Raw genomic sequence first — 17960 nt, forward strand, 5'->3', positions numbered from 1 at the left:
GCTGGGGCCAGACGCGCTGTGAGCACAATCATGGTTGCTCGTCAGGAGTGACTCCGGCCCGGCAGCATGCGGAACGGCAGTGAATGACGTCTCCGAACTTGGCCGCTGGTCGACATGAAACGCCGGCACCGCGCCAATCGTCGGATTCTCCGCCACGGGGTGGGCATGGGCCGAACCTAGCGATTGGATCCCGTGAGCAGTGGCTGTCGAAGGATGGGACCCGGTGAGACAGCTGGCAACGGTGCACGCGAGCAGGAGTACGAAAGCCAGCACGGCACTAACAATGCGCAGTTGCACCCAGTCCCGTCGCGTGCTGGAACTTTCCACCTGCCAGGCCAAGTCCGCCCCCTCTGCATATTTGAGGTCAGCCTACCGGACCGAGGCACCGGAACTAGAGGCGAGATCAGGTCCACAGGAAGAGCGCGGGATCCATTGGAACCGTGGACGCAAAATACGGTACCCGCGGATCAGGATTCGGCAACACAGAACGCCGGTATTGGACTTTACGGTCGGGAAGGGGACCTGATGGCTGCCGTGCATGTCGGCCGATTGCCGCGCCGCGGCAAGCAGGCTTGTGGCTGCTCTCGGTGGGCTGCTCTGCCGGGGATACCTGACCGCTTCTGGGACTCCTCCCCCAGGGAAAATCAAACGCCGATATCGGATATTACGTCAACTTAGGTTGACGGAAGCTTCGATATCGGCGTCTATGAATCAGCCTAATGCGATCCCACGGACCGGGTCAGACCGGCCAGGATGATCCACAGTCTGCCCCTCCCATCCTCGCCGATGTGAACCTGACCGTGCCGGCCACGGCAGTTTCCTATCGGCCCGGAACCGGGGCAAGCGGACGGGATGCTGCGACAGGGGCTGCTCCCGGCTGGCCCGGACGGGGAAGCCGCAGTCTCTTGAGGAGCAAGGCGTTGACGGCGACCAGGAAGCTGGAGCCTGACATCGAGAGCGCCGCGATCTCGGGGCTGAGCACCACTCCGGCGAATGCGAAGACGCCGGCGGCGATCGGAAGGGCAATTGCGTTATAGCCGACGGCCCAGCCGAGGTTCTGGCGCATTTTGCGCAGGGTTCCCTTGCCGATCCGCAGTGCGATCGGCACGTCGAGCGGATCGGAGCGCATCAGCACGACGTCGGCGGTTTCAATAGCCACGTCAGTTCCGGCGCCGATGGCGATGCCGAGGTCCGCCTGGGCCAGGGCCGGGGCGTCGTTGACGCCGTCGCCGACCATGGCGACTTTCTTCCCGGCCTGTTGCAGTTCTGCGACCTTGGCGGATTTGTCGCCCGGGAGCACCTCGGCGATGACGGTGTCGATGCCAAGCTGGGAAGCGATCCGCCGGGCGGTTGCCTCGTTGTCACCGGTGAGCATGACGACTTCGATGCCGGCCTCATGGAGTGCTGTGACGGCGGCGGCCGCGGTGTCCCGGGCGGCGTCGGCGAGGGCGATGACCGCTGCGGCGCGTCCGTCGACGGCGGCGAGCACCGCTGTGCGTCCCGTTGCGGCCAGGTCGTCACGGACCGCGGCCAGGGCGCCCAGGTCGATCCCCTGATCGGCCATGAGCTTCCGGTTTCCGACCAGGATCCTGTGTCCGTCGACGGAGGCTCCGGCGCCGTGGCCGGGCACGTTCAGAAACTCGGAGGCAGCCAGCACAGGCGCACCCTGCTCGCGTGCATACCGGACGACGGCGGCGGCCAGCGGGTGTTCGGATTCCTGCTCCACGGCGGCGACGAGGGCCAGGAGTTCGATTTCGTCGATGCCATCGACGACGACGTCGGTCACTTCGGGTTCGCCCTTCGTCAGGGTCCCGGTCTTATCCATGACCACGGTGTCGATCCGGGCCGACGTTTCCAGGGCCGTGGCGTTCTTGAACAGCACGCCTCGTTTGGCGCCCAGTCCGGTGCCGACCATGATGGCCGTCGGTGTGGCCAGCCCCAGGGCATCGGGGCAGGTGATGACCACGACCGTGATGGCGAACAGCAGGGCTGTCTGCACTCCGGCGCCTAGGGCGAGCCAGGCAGCGAAGGTCACGGTTCCTCCGATGAGGGCGACCAGAACCAGCCAGAACGCGGCCCGGTCGGCCAGGCGCTGCCCGGGGGCCTTGGAGTTCTGGGCCTCCTGGACGAGGGCGACGATCTGGGCCAGGGCGGTGTCGGCGCCGACCTTGGTGGCGCGGACCCGCATCGTGCCGGTGGTGTTGATCGATGCCCCGATCACCTCCGAGCCGACCGTCTTGCTGACTGGCAGGCTTTCGCCGGTGACCATCGATTCATCGACCTCGGACTGTCCTTCCTCGACCTCGCCGTCGACAGGGATCTTCGACCCTGGGCGGACGAGTAGCAGGTCGCCGGTTTGGACCTCGGATGTGGGGACTTCCACGGCTTCGCCGTCGCGGATGACGACCGCGACCGGCGGTGCCAGTTCGAGCAGAGTACGAATGGCCTCGTTGGCTCCGCCACGGGCGCGCATTTCAAACCAGTGGCCAAGCAGCACGAAGGATGTCAGGACGGTGGCAGCCTCGTAAAACACCTCGCCGCCGCCGGTCAGCGTGACCCCGAGGCTGTAGAGCCAGCCGGCTCCGACGGCGATCGCGACCAGCACCATCATGTCCAGGGTGCGGGCCTTCAGCGCCCGGTAGGCGCCGTCGAAGAAGATCCAGGCGGAGTAGAAGATCACCGGCAGGGAAAGGATGAGGGCCATGACGTCGTCGCGGAGGCCGAACGGCGTCGGGGCGGTGAATCCGAGCATGTCGCGGCCCATCGGGGAGAACAGCGTCACGCCGACAGACAGGACGGCGGCGACAAGGAACCTGTTGCGCATGTCCCGGACCATGTCATCCATCGACATTCCGCCGTGGTGGCCGCCGTGGCCCATCATCTCCTGTGGGCTGCGCGGCTCTGGCCCGGGAGCGTGCACGTGGCCAGGCACAGTCATGCCGGGAGGCATCTCATGACCCGTGTCCGTCACCGCCTGCGCGGACGCGGGGTGGGCAGCGTGACCATCATGCTCGCCGTGGTGGTGCTCGCCGGTTGCCGGGGCGGCGGTGGCCGACGCGGCTGCCGGTTCCTCCATGGGGAAGCAGATGTGCTTCGGCACTGACTGTCCACGGCAGTGGTAGCCGCAATCGGTGATCCAGCCGCTGATCTGCTCAACGGAGGTCCGGGACGGGTCGAAGGTGACCGTGGCCGTTTGGGCAACAGCGTTCGCATCAACGGCGGTGATGCCTGGTTGACTGCCGAGCACTTTTTCGATGATGGCTTTGGACGTTGCCCATTGCAGACCCTGGACTTCGACCGTTGTGCTTTTGAGTGTTTGTGGCATTGCTACTCTTCCGATATTGATGCCAGGCATCAGGGACGCCGGTCCGGCCCCTGGTTTCTAGGAAGCGGGTGTATGGCCTAGCTCCTGTGCAGGCTGTATCCGGCCTTTGCCACGGCTCCTCTGACATCGTCCAGCGACAGTTGTGAGCGGCTGGCGACGGTGACCGTGGATGTCTTGCCCGGAGCCAGGGAAACGCGTACATCCGTGACGCCGGTGACCTTTTTCAACTGCGTGGTCACTCCCGAGGCGCACCCTGCGCAGGTCATGCCCTCGACCTCGTAGTCGGTCACGACGATGGAGCCGGTGTCCTTTTGAGGGCGGCCGATCTGCAGCCCGGACGTCGGTGCCGGAGCGCAGCAGGAGCAGCCGGAAGTTTCGGCGGCGGGAGTAGATGGGGTGGGGTAAATATCGCTCACGGTTCGGTCCATTCATTCGCTGTTTAGGAACGGGACCGCTCGGTGTGCAGCCCCGCGGGACCTTCGCTGCGTGTGAACCTGTCGGCTCGGACGCGACTTTCCGGTGAACTGACCGTATACCCCCTAGGGGTATACGGTCAAGGTTTGTTGAATCCTATTAGTCACAGGCAGGACGACCTCGCGCACGCCCCTGTAGCGCCGCCCCGCAGCATGGAGTCGTACCGAGCCCTGCCGGCCAGAGGCTTGGCCCCCACCCTGTACGTGCCGGCTCCATCGGTTTAGCCGGCGTTCAACGACCCCGGCGACCCCACCCACCGAGTTGCCGCGACTGCCTGCGAGGCCTAACGCAAGATCAACCGCAGCACAATAATGAAAGTCCGGACAGGAAGAGCAGGCTCCGAATCCACACGCCCAGGGTTTCAGCAGCCTTCACCTGAGCCGGGTCGAGCGGCGTTTCAAGGTCGTAGATTGCCGACGCCGCCCACAACTGGTAGCGGACGACCTCTCTGCGGAAGATAAACCAGATCCCCGCCAACAGCATCAGCCCAAGTCCAAGTTCGGCAGTCATCCCGCTCTCCGCTGGAGCGATACCCATCCCAGGGACCAGAATGACGTAGAGACCAAGGGCAGCCAGGATGGCGCCAGCTGCGAGAACCATCCGGCGGCTCAGGGCAGGAACGGCATCACCGTCCCGCTCCGGATGGGAGCGGGACGTCATCAGCCCAAGTGCCGCAGCCAGTGCCACAAGCGATCCACCGAACAGGACAGATAACGGTTCGCCCACGAACAGACCTCTTTGCCGACTAGTGAGGCCAGATTACAAGAAGCGGTGACGCCGTCACCATCCCCGGCTCCCTCGCGACGCCTTCGAAGTCTGCCGGTGACCTCTACGACATCACCGCAGGAACTGCACCCCGGAGGGGCGCCCGGTAATACCCCTGGGGGTAGTGGACTTTATACCCTATGGGGGTATACAGTGTTGCCATACCCGAGGAGAAGCCATGAGCGAAACCACTGACGCCACCGCCGCTCTCGTAGCTGAGCACGGTTACACCTCAGACAAAGCCGCCTACCTGAGAAGGCTCAAGCGCATTGAAGGCCAGGTTCGGGGCATTGCCCGGATGGTCGATGAGGATGCGTACTGCATCGACATCCTGACCCAGGTCGCGGCCGTCAACAAGGCACTGCATGCAGTCAGTCTCGGACTGCTGGAAGACCACATCGGCCATTGCGTTGTCAACGCCGCGGCCGAGTCACCTGAGGCGGGCGGGGCGAAAGTCAAGGAAGCAGCAGACGCCATCGGACGCCTGCTGCGCTAGGACTAGAAGGAGAATCACCATGAGCGTCAACACCACCGTCAGCATCTCCGGCATGCACTGCGGCCACTGCGTATCCTCGGTCAGCGAAGAGCTCCAGGAACTTGAGGGCGTCCAGGACGTCGCCGTCGAACTGAACAAGGACGGCATTTCTGTAGCCACCATCACCTCAGCGTCCGAGCTTGACCCGGAAGAAATCAGCGAAGCCATCGCCGAAGCGGGTTACACAGTCGTCGGCGGAGCGTACTAGTGGAGTCAGTAACCTTGGCCAACACGCGCGTCATTGACCTCGATATTCAGGGCATGACCTGCGCCTCCTGCGTTGCGCGGGTTGAACGCAAACTCGGGAAACTCGATGGCGTCCACGCGGTCGTCAACCTGCCGCTGGAATCCGCCCAGATCACCGTGCCCGAATCAGTCACGGACCAGCAGATCCTCGACACTGTCACCGCCACCGGCTATTCGGCCCGGCTGAAGGCGGCTCCGACTGCCCGCAACCTGCCTGACGATGGTACCGAGGTGGCGGAACTCTCCGGGGACGAACCGGCGGCGGCCGCGGCACTGCGGCACCGGCTGCTGCTCGCCGCCGCCCTCACACTGCCGGCGCTCATCATTTCCATGATTCCGGCCGCGCAGTTCCCGAACTGGGGCTGGTGGGCATTTGCCCTCAGCCTGCCCGTCGTTACTTGGGCGGCCTGGCCCTTCCACCGCGCCGCCGCCGTCAACGCCCGCCACCTGGCCTCCACCATGGACACGCTGGTGTCCATCGGCGTGGGTGCAGCTTTCCTGTTTTCCACATGGCAACTGCTGGCCGATCCGGCCCTGACCGAACACCCGGGCATGGATATGAGCGCCCACGCCCTGTACTTCGAAGTGGCCGCCGTCGTCACAACGTTCCTGCTGCTGGGCAGGTATCTGGAGGCGAACGCGAAACAGAAGGCAGGAAATGCCCTGAAGGCGCTGCTCAATCTGGGAGCTAAGGAGGCCACGGTAATCCGCGACGGGGCCGAGGTCCGGATGCCGGCGGACCGGCTGCAGCCCGGAGATGTCTTCCTCGTCCGTCCGGGGGAAAAGATTGCCACCGACGGGTTCGTCGTGGACGGGCAAAGCGCGGTCGATACCTCGCTCATCACCGGTGAATCGCTGCCGGTAGAGGTCGGCGTGGACGACACCGTGACCGGGGCCACGATCAACACGAATGGCCGGCTACTGGTGAAGGCGACCCGCGTCGGGAGCGAAACAACGCTCGCCCAGATGGGCAAGCTGGTCAGCCAGGCACAAAGCGGAAAAGCCCCCATTGCCCGGCTGGCCGACCGGATCAGCGCCGTTTTCGTCCCGATTGTCCTCGCCATTGCCGCAGCCACCTTCACCATCTGGATGCTCTCCACCGGCGACCAGCAGTCCGCCTTTACCGCCGCTGTCGCGGTCCTGGTCATCGCCTGCCCCTGCGCGCTCGGCCTTGCCACCCCGACCGCCCTGCTGACCGGAACCGGCCGAGGCGCCCAAATGGGAATCCTGATCAAGGGCCCCCAAGTCCTCGAAGACACCCGCACGGTCGACACCATCGTGCTGGACAAAACCGGCACCGTGACCAGCGGGCGACTTTCTGTCGCGGGAATCCACAGCTTCACCGGCGCCGGCGAAGAGGAAATCCTGGCCCTGGCCGGTGCGGTCGAAACCGCCAGCGAGCATCCGATCGCCCAGGCTATCGCCCGCGCTGCCAACCTCAATGGACCGCTGCTGCCGGTGACCGGCTTTGAGAGCGCACCCGGCGGAGGCGTCCGGGGAACCGTCGACGGCCGCCAAGTGGTCGCCGGACGCGCCGGGTGGCTCCAGGACAACGGCATCATCGTGGAGGACCGCCATCGCGCGGCCCTGCAAACACGGGAGGAAACCGGCGCCACCGTCATCTGGGTCGCCGTCGACGGCCTGACCGCGGGAATCATCAGCCTCACCGACACAGTCAAGGACGGCTCCGGCGCGGCTATCGCCCGGCTCAAAGCGCTCGGACTCCGGCCCATCCTGCTGACTGGCGACAATGCCGCCGCCGCGGCGATCGTTGCCGCCGACGTGGGCATCCCGGCCCGGGATGTCCTTGCGGGTGTTCTGCCGGAAGGAAAAGTTGATGCGGTCCGGAAGCTGCAGGCAGCCGGGGCTACGGTGGCGATGGCGGGGGACGGCGTCAACGACGCAGCGGCCCTGGCGCAGGCTGATCTGGGCATAGCCATGGGCAGCGGGACGGACGTCGCGATCGCCGCGGCCGACCTGACGGTCATGGGAAACGACCTCGACCAGGTCGCCCAGGCGATCGAGCTGTCCCGCCGCACCCTGGCCACCATCAAGACCAACCTGTTCTGGGCTTTCTTCTACAACGCCATCGGGATCCCGGTCGCCGCTTTGGGGCTGCTGAATCCGATGATCGCAGGCGCCGCGATGGCCGCCAGTTCGGTCCTGGTCGTCAGCAATTCGCTGCGCCTGCGCCGCTTCGACGGGAGGGCGGTTCCGGATCCCGCAGCGCATCCGCCTGCCGCCCTGCCCGTTCCGGTCGGCTAACCCCGGTTCCAGTTGCAGGCATTCCCGCACCACGAAACACAGGGCCGGTGGAGGCCACCCACGATAGAGAATGCGTGACGGTCTGGTTCCTGGTGTTCACGCCGGCACTGAGAGCACTTGGCCGCTGTCGACGTAGACGCCAAGGTGGCCCGGTATCCTTTATGGAAGGCAACCCGTTTGGGAGGAGGAACTTCGTGATCGACGCTTTACCCCGCCGCGCTGCGGCGTTCCTCCGCCGAGCGAGCCTGCTTGCCGGTCTGCTGGCCATCATCGCCGGGATCTTCGGCATGCATGTCATGACCGGCCCCCACAGCATGCCGGCATCCACCGCCGTCCAGGGCGTGGAGATGCAGCATGTGATGCAGCCACCGGCCACCACGCACTCGTCCCATGCCCCCAGCGCCACACCGGTCATAGACAGTTCACCATTACCGGATACGAGGTCCATGCCGGGACCGTCGTGTGCTGACCTGGGGGGGTGCGCCATGATGGCATCCATGGATGCCTCGTGCATTCCGTCCCCCGGCAACACATCGCTGGCAGCCCCGCTGCCCGGCCAGACCCCTTTTGCAGCGCACAACGATGCCGATGCGCCGACCCCGGCCTCCGCATACTCCTATCTTCCGGGAAGTCCTTCTCCGGGCCAGCTCTGCATCAGCCGGACGTAAGCGGCTGAACCGCGCCGTGTCCTCACCGGCGCATCAACCCTCGCCCTGACGCGCCCTGCCGGAACTCCGGCCTCGTTGCCGTGCGCGTCGCCAGCCATCGGCGCCCCGCGCCGGTTGATGTTCAAGGACCCCGATTTCCATGAAAAAAATTCTGACAATTTCAGCGACCGCCCTCGCAGCTGCCATCGCGCTGGCCGGATGCTCTGCCGGCTCCAGCGGCGGCAGCATGCCCGGCATGAACCATGGCAGCTCCGGAACTTCCTCAAGCTCCGCCCCGGCTGCCGCCGCGGACCACAACGCAGCCGACACCATGTTCACGCAGGGGATGATCCCCCACCACACACAGGCTGTGGAAATGAGCGACATGATGCTCAAGAAACAGGGCATCGACCCGAAAGTGACCGCCCTGGCCACGAAGATCAAAGCGGACCAGGGACCGGAGATCACCACCATGACCGGCTGGCTCAAGACCTGGAACGAGCCGAGCCAAATGTCCGGCGGCCACAGCATGACCGGCATGATGGGCGAGGAGGACATGGGTAAGCTCCAGACCGCCCAGGGCACCGACGCGGCCAAGTTGTTCCTGACCCAGATGATCGCCCACCATCAAGGGGCGGTCATGATGGCCAAGACTGAAGAATCAGGCGGCAAGAACACCGACGCCGTCGCTCTCAGCAAGAACATCGTGGTTTCCCAGCAAGCGGAAATCCAGGAAATGAAGGATCTGCTGGGCACCCTCTAGCCAACGGCACCGGTCCCCCACGGGCCGGTGCCGACGCTCCTTCCTTCCGTCCCCGTCCTGGAGTCCTCAATGCACTTTTCACTGATCCCGCGTCTGCGGTTCGCAGTCGTCGCCGCTGCGGCGGCCAGCCTTGTCCTGACCCTGTCTGCCTGCGCCCCGGCAACCGGCCCCGCCGTTCCAACCCCACCTCAAAACGCCGCGAACACCCTTCCCAGCGCCCACATCCACGGTCTGAGCGTTAACGGCGAAACCGGTCAGGTGCTCCTGGCCACCCACGAAGGCCTGTACGACGTGTCCAAAAAGCCGGCCGTCAAAGTCGGCCCCACCAACGACCTCATGGGGTTCGCCCCCGCCATGGACCAGGGCGTGTTCTATGCTTCGGGCCATCCGGGCCAAGGCTCGTCGCTGCCCAGCCCGCTGGGCCTGATCAAGACCAGCGACGGCGGCAAGACCTGGGAACAGCTCTCCCGGCAGAACGAATCCGACTTCCATGCGCTCACGACGACCAAGTCCGGGATTGTGGCCTTCGACGGAGCACTGCGCACCAGCACAGACGGCAAAACCTGGAAAACAGTCGCCGCCGGGTTCATGCCGGCAGTCCTGGCCGGGAATCCCTACAGCGACACCGTCCTTGCCACCACCCAGGAGGGCGTGCAGCGCTCGACTGACGGCGGTGCCACCTGGGCGCTGGACAAATCCGCCCCGATCATCCAGTTCGCCGCATTCGCCAGCGCCAAGGAAGCCATCGGCGCCGCACCCGACGGGACCGTCTACTATTCCGAGGACGCCGGCTCCACCTGGAAACAGACGGGCAAAATCACCGGCGAGGTCCAGGCCGTCGCCGCAACGGAAGGCACGGACGGGAACCCCTGGATCTGGGCCGCCACCTCCACGGGGCTGGTGGTTTCCACCGACGGCGGGACCACATTCCGGCCCTCTGACGCCGACTGAACCGATGGACATCGGCGGATTCTTCGCATCCACGGTGACCTCCGGGGCCCTGGTCATCGCCATTCCCTTGGCCATGGCGGCAGGGCTGGTGTCATTCCTTTCACCCTGCATCCTGCCCCTGGTGCCGGGCTACCTCGGGTATGTGTCCGGGCTGACCGACCCGACCCAGCCGCGCAACCGCCGCCGGGTCATGGCCGGGGTCGGTCTCTTCGTGCTCGGCTTCGCCGCCGTGTTCACGCTCTACGGGGCGGCGTTCGGAGCGATCGGATCGTGGCTCCTGCGCTGGCAGGATGTCCTGATGCGCGGCCTCGGCGTCCTTGTGATCCTGATGGGCGCGGCCCTGCTCGGATTCATCCCCTGGCTGCAGCAGACCCGCAAGATCACCCTTGGCCGCCGGACAGGGCTGGCCGGCGCACCGCTGCTGGGCATCGTCTTCGGACTCGGCTGGACCCCCTGCATGGGGCCGACGCTCAGCGCCGTCCTGTCCCTGAGCGTCACCACCGCCAGCGCGGGCCGCGGGGCGCTGCTGGCCTTCGCTTACTGCCTGGGCCTGGGCATCCCCTTCGGCCTGACCGCCATGGGCCTGAACTGGGTCAGCACCGCCCTGGCCTTCGTCCGTCGACACATCCGGGTGGTCAACATCGCCGGAGCCTCCATGCTGATCATCCTGGGCGTGCTCATGGTCAGCGGACTCTGGGTGCAGTGGATCTATCAGCTTCAGAACCTCTCCGGGACCTTCCTCACCCCCATCTGACACGCGGCGCTCACGTCCGCCTCCGAAGGACTCCACATGAACAACCACACCGATCACCCCCTGGGCCGGCGCCGCTTTCTGGGCTTGTCCGTGGCCGGGGCCGCCGCCGCAGCCCTGGCGGCATGCACCAACACGCGGGTCCCCGCGGGCCTTCCGGCCCGGGTCCTGTCAACCGACCCGCTCGTCGCCGACTACGAAGCCCGTAGGGCGTTCAGCGGAAAAACGGTCACCCGGAACCTGATCGCCGGATCCTTCCAGACAACGGTCGCCGGGAAGCCGGTCACGACCTGGGGCTACGACGGCGGCCTGACCGCCCCGGTACTCAGGGCCACGGCGGGCGACCGGCTCCAGATATCACTGGCCAACCGGCTGACGGACCCGACGAGTATCCACTGGCATGGCCTTGCGCTGCGGAACGATCAGGACGGCGTCGCGGGGCTCACCCAGGACGCCGTCGCGGCCGGCGCCGGGTTTAGCTACGATTTCAGGCTCCCTCACCCCGGCACGTACTGGTACCACTCCCACGTGGAAATGCAGCGCGAACGCGCCCTCTACGGGGCGCTGATCATCGAGGACCCGGCCGAAAAACTCGTCTACGACCGGGACTGGGTCATCGTCCTGGATGACTGGATGGAAGGCATCACCGGCACCCCGGACGATGTCCTGAACGAGCTCTCCGAAGGCATGTCCATGCCCGGCATGGACCACGGAACCATGTCCGGGTCCATGGAAGCCTCACCCTCGCCTACCGGCACCGATGGAGCCAGGGGCATGGGGATGAAGCACATGCTGATGGGCTCCCGCAGCGACTTCCTCGGCGGCGACGCCGGCGACGTCAGCTACCCGTTCCACCTGTTCAACTCAAAAGGGCCGGAGGAAGCGGAGATCTTGACGGCGAAGGCGGGACAGGTGATCCGTCTGCGGATCATCAATGCCGCCGGCGACACCGCCTACCGCGTCGGCGTCCCGGGCCAGAAAATCACCCTTACCCATACCGACGGATTTCCTGTCCAGCACCAGGAGGTCGACGCTGTCGTGCTGGGCATGGGCGAACGCATCGATGCCCTCCTCACCGTCAGGGAAGGGTTCACCCCCGTGATGGCACTTCCCGAAGGCAAAACCGGCCAGGCTTTGGGTTTCATCAGCACCGGCACGGGCAAACAGCCCCTTGCCGCCACCCTGCCGGACACGCTGGACGGGACCGTCGTGGATGGCGGCCAGCTCAAGGCCGACCCCGTCGTCACCCTGGCGGCCAAAGCGCCGGACCGCACCCACGAACTCAAACTCACCGGCGGTATGGCCAAGTACGACTGGGGCATCAACGGGCGCCGCTTCGACATGAACAAGCCGTTCGAGAACGCCTTCGAGATCAAAGCCGGCGAACGCATCGAGGTGAGATTCATCAACGACACCGACATGTGGCACCCCATGCACCTCCATGGCCACACGTTCCAGGTCGGCGACGGCGGGGCCCGCAAAGACACCGTTATCGTCCGTGCCAAACAGGCCGTCACGGTGATCTTCGACGCCGATAACCCCGGCCAGTGGCTCACCCACTGCCACAACGCCTACCATGCCGAGCGCGGCATGATGGGCGTCTTCTCCTACATCAAATAAGGGACCCCGACCATGAACACCCCTGTCGCGACAGAACTGTTCTTCCCCTCCCCCGCCGTCAGCGCCTTCCAGCTCGGGCCGCTGACCATACGCTTCTACGCCCTCGCCATCCTGACAGGAATCGTCGTCGGCGTCTGGCTCACCGCCCGCCGCCTCCGGGCCCGGGGCGGCACCACGTCCCAGACCCTGGACATCGTGGCCTGGGCGGTGCCCTTCGGCATCGTCGGTGGCAGGCTCTACCACGTCATCACCGACAACCAACTCTATTTCGGCCAGGGCAGGGACCCCTGGGGCGCGCTGCGGATCTGGGAAGGCGGCCTCGGGATCTGGGGAGCCGTCGCCCTCGGGCTCGTCGGCGCCGGGATCGGCGCCCGCCGTGCCGGGGTCCCCTTCGCAGCCTTCGCGGACGCGGCCGCCCCCGGGCTGCTCCTTGCCCAAGGCCTGGGCCGCTGGGGCAACTGGTTCAACAATGAACTCTACGGCGAGCCCACGGACCTGCCCTGGAAACTCCAGATCCACGCCATAAACCCGGCCACCGGACAGGCACTGACCGCCCCCGATGGCACACCGGACGTCCTCGGCTACTTCCAGCCCACCTTCCTCTACGAGTCCCTCTGGTGCCTGGCCGCAGCGTCGCTGCTGATCTTCCTGGACCGCCGGTACACACTCGGTGCCGGGGCGGTCTTCTCCCTCTACGTCGTGTTCTACACCGCTGGGCGCTTCGTCTTCGAACTGATGCGCTCCGACCCCGCAAACCTGATTCTGGGCCTGCGGGTCAACACCTGGGTCTCCGGCCTGCTCTTCCTCGCCGGGCTGGCCCTCTTCCAGCGGCTCAGGACCCGTCCCCGCTCCGCCGTCCCACCCGCACCCGTCCTGAAGCAGGACTCTGAAGCGCCCAGCAAAGGAATACCCGCATGAACAACACCGGCAAACGACCCTCCGAACACCAGGCCATCGTCGCCGCGATCCGCGACCGGCAACAGGCCAAACGGCGCCGGTTCAACATCCTCGTCTACGGCGGCTTCGGCCTGCTCCTGGCCGCCATCATCACCGCCGTCGCCTTCGTTGTTGCCGGGTCCATCCAGCAACGGAACGCGGCGGCCGAAGCGGCCAAAAAACCCATCGACGGGATCCAGACCTTCGCCGGCCTGTCCCGCAACCACGTCCAGAACGCCGTGGCCTACCCCCAGGAGCCCGGCGTCGGGGGCGACCACTCCCCCGTCTGGACAAACTGCGGCATCTACACCGACCCGGTCAACGAACAACGCGCCGTCCATTCCCTGGAACACGGCGCCGTCTGGATCACCTACACCCCCGGCCTGCCCGCGGCCGAGATCACCAGACTCACCGCTCTGGCCAAAGACAAGCCCTACGTCCTGCTCAGCCCGGACAAAGACCAGAGCGCCCCGGTCATCGCCACCGCCTGGGGCACCCAGCTGGCGGTCCCGGACGCCGGCGATCCCCGCATCCCCGCCTTCATCGGCGCCTACGCCCAGTCCCCGAAAGCACCGGAACCTGGAGCCCCCTGCACCGGCGGAACCAACGGCTAAGCGCACCACCGGTCAAGCAAAGGACAACCCGTGAAGAAGTTCCACAAGCCCAAAGCAGCGGCCGACTCCGAGTCCCGCTACCGCCGGCACCGGAGGCTCGTCCGGATCGGCCAGCTCCTCATGGCCGCCGGCGCCCTCGTTCTCATCAGCCATTGGTTCGCCCACCTCGCACCCGCCGGACAGGGACCGGGCATCACGGAGGACATGTTCATCGGCTACCCCACCGGCGGCGTGCTGCTCCTCATCGGCGCCGTTGTCGCCGGGCGCACCGAGACCAGGCGCTGAGCATGCCGCCCTGGGACGTAGTCCTGACCTCGTGGACCCTGAACTGGCCGGCCCTGGCACTCCTGGTCCCCGCCGCCGTCCTGTATGCGCGCGGCCTCCGCACGGCCCGGCGCCGCGGGATCCGCTGGCCGTGGCGGCGGACCCTGACGTTCTACGTCCTGGGACTGGGCAGTTTCGCGGCACTCAGCTTCGGGTTCACCGGCGTCTACAGCCACGACCTGCGCTGGGTCTTCACCCTGAAGATCACCGCCTACCTCTTCATCGTCCCGCTCCTGGTCACCGCGGGCAAACCCCTGACCCTTGCCCGGCAAACCCTGGGACCGGCCGGAGCGGCACGGCTTCAGACATTCCTCGGACACGGCCTGATGAGGGCACTGAGCAACACCGTCGTTGCCGCTCTGCTGGGTCTGGGAATGTTCACCCTCTTCCTGACACCCCTGTTCCATCCCCTGCGGACCGAGCCGCTCTGGGACGTGGCCCTGACCATCCTCGTGCCGCTGACCGGGATGCTGATGGTCGTGCCGATCATCGAAGACGAATCGGCCAAGGCCGTCAGCGCGCTGATCATCGTCGAATTCATCTACGTGTTCATCGAACTCGTCGCAGACGCCGTCCCGGGGATCATGATGCGCATCAGCCCACAAATCTTGGACGGGGCAACCCAGGCCCTCACCGGGCATCCGGGCTGGCTGCCCGGCGCGCTGCGGGACCAGCAGCTCGCCGGGGACCTGCTGTGGTTCCTAGCCGAAATCGTCGACGTGCCGCTCATCATCCTGATGTTCGTCCGGTTCGCCCGCAGCGACCGGAACGAGGCGACCTCCTTCGACAGCCTCACCGACGACCAGCTGGAAGCGCTGAACCGCGAACACCTGAACGGCCCCCACCCGCCCCGCGGTAACAATGGTCCGCCAGAAAACTGAAGGTTCATATCCCGTCGGCGAGGTTTGGCGAAGCGGTCACACGCATACCCGCTGGGGTGTGTCTTGCTCCAACCCTGCCCAACCTCGCCTCGAAACTGCAATTCCGTCATCAAAGGACAGCCATGCATGAGCCCAGCCTCCCAACGCCGTCAGCCTCGGCCTCCCGGACCCGGGAGACACCGCCGGGTTTCTCCCGGCGCCGCCTGCTCGCCTCAGCCCTTCTGGGTGCACTGGGCGCCACAGGCCTCGCCGGATGCGCCTCCGGCGACGCCCTTGCCCAACAGGCCAAAGCCGGCGACAACAAAAACTACATCGCAGGGGACGGCTCCGTCACCGAATATGCCGCAGCCGACCGGAAGCCACCGGTGGTAGTAACGGGGGAACAGTACGACGGGACGGTCGTTAGCTCCCGTGACTGGGCCGGAAAAGTGATCGTGCTGAACTTCTGGTACGCCGCATGCGCCCCGTGCCGGCTCGAAGCTCCCAGGCTGGAAGCGCTCTGGAAAGAGTTCGAACCACAGAATGTCCTGTTCTACGGCGTGAACGTCCGCGATGAGGAAGCCGCAGCTGCCGCCTTCGAGCGGACCTTCGGAATCACCTACCCCAGCATGCAGGACAAAAATGGGGGGATCCTGCTGGCCATGACACAGTACGTGCCGCCGCAGGCGGTCCCCTCTACCCTCGTACTCGACAAACAGGGACGGGTCGCCGCCAGAATCCTCGGCCTGGCCGATCAAGGCATCCTCAAGTCCCTCATCGCCGGCGCCGTGGGCGGAGGGTAGCTCGGAACCCGGCTGCCCCCGCAAGGGCGGGGCAGAGAACCGCATCGCACCGGAAGGCCCCGGCGAAGCTGCCCGCGTTGGCGGGCCGCCGGCCTGCAAGGGGCCGCAGGGTTACTGCTCCGGCGGCGGGAGGCTCCAGCCCACCGCCCACCTCACCACCAGAGATACGAGCAACACCACGGGCCATCACGTCAGTGCGATGTCCGGAGCCTACCCAGATACCTACGGCGCCCGATGATGCTGGTGTCCGGCCGGGCCGCCTTCTTTCTCAATGCCGGAGGTCTTCGCCAGGTAGTTCCAGGCCCGGTTGCTCAGGGTGTGCCAGGCTGCGTGGACCTCTCTCGCGGGGACGCTGGCGGCCTTCGTGTCGCCCTCATCGAGTGCGGCGGCCAGTCGCCCGGCGGCATCTGTAAAGGCCGTCAACTGGGGCTGGAGGTCATCCGGCCAGGAAACGGAGGCGGCCGCGATCCGCGCCTTGCGGACGTGGCCGGCCCAGGACGGGTCGATCGTGGGCGAGGCGCCGCCCAGTGCCATGTCGATGCCATGGAAGCCGGCGCTGTCGATGTGGGAAAGGGCGGCGATCATGCCGCCTGCCTGGGCGGCGGTTTCGCTGTCGGGATTCCGGTGTAGTTTCATTCGATTCCCCCTCGTGGGTTGCCCCTCGGCGCTGCCGGGCCCGCGTCGAGAGCAGGCTCGAGGACTCTGCGCTGCTGTCGTTGCCCGTAGCCGGTCATACCCCGCGGCTTGTGCGTTGACAGCGCCGTCGCCACGGACAATACCAACAGCGCGGCACCGGCCTGGACCACGATCTGGATTCGCAGCCCTTGAAAATCGGAACCAGGTAACGCCGTTGCCGCCGCAGCGGCAAGACCGCTAATGGGGCCCATATGCACCAGCAAAACAACGGTAGCGAGTGCGGTTATCAGCAACTTGATCAGGACCCAGTAGTACCGGAACAGGCCCCACGTGGTGCCCAGAGATGAGACAACCCCGGTGAGCAGCGAAGCGAGTGCCAACGGGACAATGACAAACCACCCGATCAATCCCATGACGAGATAGGCGGCCCGCACCAACTGAGCATCCGGGCTGGCCAGGCCTGCAACCGCGAGAACCAGGAAAGCGGCGACCCCGCCGAACCAGCCCACCGAGGAAAGGACATGTGCGGTGAGCGCGACTCTACGGAGGCGCGGTGTCATAGTCATCACGGCGTATGGCTGCCCATACCGCCGCCGGCCAGGTGGATGATGACAAACAGCAGAACAAGGGCGATTGCGATGATTCCAAAAACCTTCACCCAGCGCGGTGGCCCGGTGACAGGCCCGCGCCCGACCCCGGCACCGGGCTTGGAGTCCGCCGTGACGTCGCGGTCGGTGGGCACGTCATCCATGAAGCTATCCTCTTCTGCCATGCGTCGACTCTACGGCGCTGGGCACTACATTATCGATACAACCTGTATTGATCAAGACAAAGTGTCCTGACATCGTCGTCTCGTATACTGGGTTGGTGCCAAAGCTGTGGAACGAAACAATCGACGCGCACCGCGGTGCGGTGCGTGATGCAATCCTGGACGCCACGACAGCCCTGGTGTCCGAGCATGGGCTGCTGTCGGTAACCATGTCGCAGATCGCCCAGGCGGTCGGTATCGGACGCGCGACCCTCTACAAGTACTTCCCCAACGTCGAAGCCATACTTCTCGCCCAGCACGATCGCCAGCTCGCCGGCCACCTCGAACATCTCGCCGCGGCCACGCACGCGGGAGGCGACGCGGCCCATCAGCTGGAGACAGTCCTGCACATCCACGCCATGATGACCTACGAGCACCACGACTCGGCCCTGGCCACGATCATGCACCACGATGGCGCACGGCAACGTCAAGATACCTTCATCCAGGACGTGCTGCGTCGCGCCGCCGAAGCCGGCGCCATCCGCGACGACATGGCCCCACAGGAACTGGCCAGCTACTGCCTTCACGCCCTCGCGGCAGCCGCCGAATCGCCGTCGAAAGCAGCCGTAACCCGCCTCGTCCAACTCACGCTCGACAGCCTACGAACGAGACCCTGAGTCGGAAGACGGATCCCCCT

Annotated in this window: 20 protein-coding genes; 14 read left to right on the forward strand and 6 right to left on the reverse strand. The window is 65.9% G+C overall.

What is annotated here, in order from left to right:
• Positions 1–820: 820 nt before the first annotated feature.
• The 3 genes from NIBR502770_RS00220 to NIBR502770_RS21305 form a co-directional block, all read right to left on the reverse strand.
• Positions 821–3325: a cation-translocating P-type ATPase gene (locus NIBR502770_RS00220; RefSeq protein ID WP_141180618.1), complete on the reverse strand. Its 2505-nt coding sequence runs from the start codon at positions 3323–3325 to the stop codon at positions 821–823.
• A gap of 77 nt (positions 3326–3402) precedes the next feature.
• A complete protein-coding gene (locus NIBR502770_RS21390) occupies positions 3403–3741 on the reverse strand; it encodes a heavy-metal-associated domain-containing protein (RefSeq protein WP_246857230.1) in 339 nt (112 codons plus the stop codon).
• A 352-nt stretch (positions 3742–4093) separates the two neighbouring features.
• Positions 4094–4486, reverse strand: coding sequence for a hypothetical protein (locus NIBR502770_RS21305; RefSeq protein ID WP_210418843.1), 393 nt, complete (start codon positions 4484–4486; stop codon positions 4094–4096).
• A gap of 256 nt (positions 4487–4742) precedes the next feature.
• On the opposite strand from NIBR502770_RS21305, the gene NIBR502770_RS00235 reads away from it, so the two are divergent.
• The 13 genes from NIBR502770_RS00235 (at position 4743) to NIBR502770_RS00295 (ending at position 15879) form a co-directional block, all read left to right on the forward strand.
• Positions 4743–5060: a metal-sensitive transcriptional regulator gene (locus NIBR502770_RS00235; RefSeq protein WP_141180620.1), complete on the forward strand. Its 318-nt coding sequence runs from the start codon at positions 4743–4745 to the stop codon at positions 5058–5060.
• Between the two features lie 19 nt (positions 5061–5079).
• Positions 5080–5307 carry a heavy-metal-associated domain-containing protein gene (locus tag NIBR502770_RS00240; RefSeq protein ID WP_141180621.1) on the forward strand — a complete coding sequence of 76 codons (228 nt, stop codon included), beginning with the start codon at positions 5080–5082 and terminating at the stop codon, positions 5305–5307.
• 53 nt (positions 5308–5360) lie between these two features.
• Positions 5361–7610: a cation-translocating P-type ATPase gene (locus NIBR502770_RS00245; RefSeq protein WP_141180653.1), complete on the forward strand. Its 2250-nt coding sequence runs from the start codon at positions 5361–5363 to the stop codon at positions 7608–7610.
• Positions 7611–7804: 194 nt separating this feature from the next.
• Positions 7805–8278, forward strand: coding sequence for a hypothetical protein (locus NIBR502770_RS00250; RefSeq protein WP_141180622.1), 474 nt, complete (start codon positions 7805–7807; stop codon positions 8276–8278).
• Between the two features lie 139 nt (positions 8279–8417).
• Entirely contained in the window at positions 8418–9020 is a 603-nt protein-coding gene (locus tag NIBR502770_RS00255; protein ID WP_141180623.1) for a DUF305 domain-containing protein, read from the forward strand.
• 69 nt (positions 9021–9089) lie between these two features.
• The gene (locus NIBR502770_RS00260; protein ID WP_141180624.1) at positions 9090–9971 is read left to right on the forward strand and encodes a F510_1955 family glycosylhydrolase; all 882 of its coding nucleotides are present in this window, start codon (positions 9090–9092) and stop codon (positions 9969–9971) included.
• A gap of 4 nt (positions 9972–9975) precedes the next feature.
• Positions 9976–10725 (forward strand): cytochrome c biogenesis CcdA family protein, encoded by a 750-nt coding sequence (locus tag NIBR502770_RS00265; protein ID WP_141180625.1) that lies wholly within the window; start codon positions 9976–9978, stop codon positions 10723–10725.
• A 36-nt stretch (positions 10726–10761) separates the two neighbouring features.
• Positions 10762–12342 (forward strand): multicopper oxidase family protein, encoded by a 1581-nt coding sequence (locus NIBR502770_RS00270; RefSeq protein ID WP_141180626.1) that lies wholly within the window; start codon positions 10762–10764, stop codon positions 12340–12342.
• 12 nt (positions 12343–12354) lie between these two features.
• Entirely contained in the window at positions 12355–13260 is a 906-nt protein-coding gene (gene lgt / locus NIBR502770_RS00275; protein WP_141180627.1) for a prolipoprotein diacylglyceryl transferase, read from the forward strand.
• Positions 13257–13892 (forward strand): DUF3105 domain-containing protein, encoded by a 636-nt coding sequence (locus NIBR502770_RS00280; protein WP_141180628.1) that lies wholly within the window; start codon positions 13257–13259, stop codon positions 13890–13892. Before lgt ends, NIBR502770_RS00280 begins: the two co-directional genes overlap by 4 nt.
• Positions 13893–13922: 30 nt before the next feature.
• Positions 13923–14177: a hypothetical protein gene (locus tag NIBR502770_RS00285; protein WP_141180629.1), complete on the forward strand. Its 255-nt coding sequence runs from the start codon at positions 13923–13925 to the stop codon at positions 14175–14177.
• A 2-nt stretch (positions 14178–14179) separates the two neighbouring features.
• Entirely contained in the window at positions 14180–15097 is a 918-nt protein-coding gene (locus tag NIBR502770_RS00290; protein WP_141180630.1) for a cytochrome c oxidase assembly protein, read from the forward strand.
• 122 nt (positions 15098–15219) lie between these two features.
• Positions 15220–15879, forward strand: a complete 660-nt coding sequence (locus NIBR502770_RS00295) for a TlpA disulfide reductase family protein (RefSeq protein ID WP_141180631.1) — start codon at positions 15220–15222, stop codon at positions 15877–15879.
• 222 nt (positions 15880–16101) lie between these two features.
• Here NIBR502770_RS00295 and NIBR502770_RS00300 read toward each other — a convergent pair whose 3' ends face one another.
• Genes NIBR502770_RS00300 through NIBR502770_RS00310 form a run of 3 tightly spaced genes read right to left on the reverse strand, consistent with a single transcriptional unit; the run spans position 16102 to position 17287 of the window.
• On the reverse strand, positions 16102–16515 hold the full coding sequence (locus NIBR502770_RS00300) for a hypothetical protein (RefSeq protein ID WP_141180632.1): 414 nt from the start codon (positions 16513–16515) through the stop codon (positions 16102–16104).
• Entirely contained in the window at positions 16512–17081 is a 570-nt protein-coding gene (locus NIBR502770_RS00305) for a DUF2269 domain-containing protein (protein ID WP_246857231.1), read from the reverse strand. The genes NIBR502770_RS00300 and NIBR502770_RS00305 overlap by 4 nt, the downstream gene beginning before the upstream one ends.
• Positions 17081–17287, reverse strand: coding sequence for a hypothetical protein (locus NIBR502770_RS00310; RefSeq protein ID WP_141180633.1), 207 nt, complete (start codon positions 17285–17287; stop codon positions 17081–17083). Before NIBR502770_RS00310 ends, NIBR502770_RS00305 begins: the two co-directional genes overlap by 1 nt.
• A gap of 95 nt (positions 17288–17382) precedes the next feature.
• On the opposite strand from NIBR502770_RS00310, the gene NIBR502770_RS00315 reads away from it, so the two are divergent.
• The gene (locus tag NIBR502770_RS00315) at positions 17383–17940 is read left to right on the forward strand and encodes a TetR/AcrR family transcriptional regulator (protein WP_141180634.1); all 558 of its coding nucleotides are present in this window, start codon (positions 17383–17385) and stop codon (positions 17938–17940) included.
• Positions 17941–17960 lie beyond the last annotated feature (20 nt).

The organism is Pseudarthrobacter sp. NIBRBAC000502770 (genome assembly GCF_006517815.1).
GTDB classification, from domain to species: Bacteria; Actinomycetota; Actinomycetes; order Actinomycetales; family Micrococcaceae; genus Arthrobacter; species Arthrobacter niigatensis.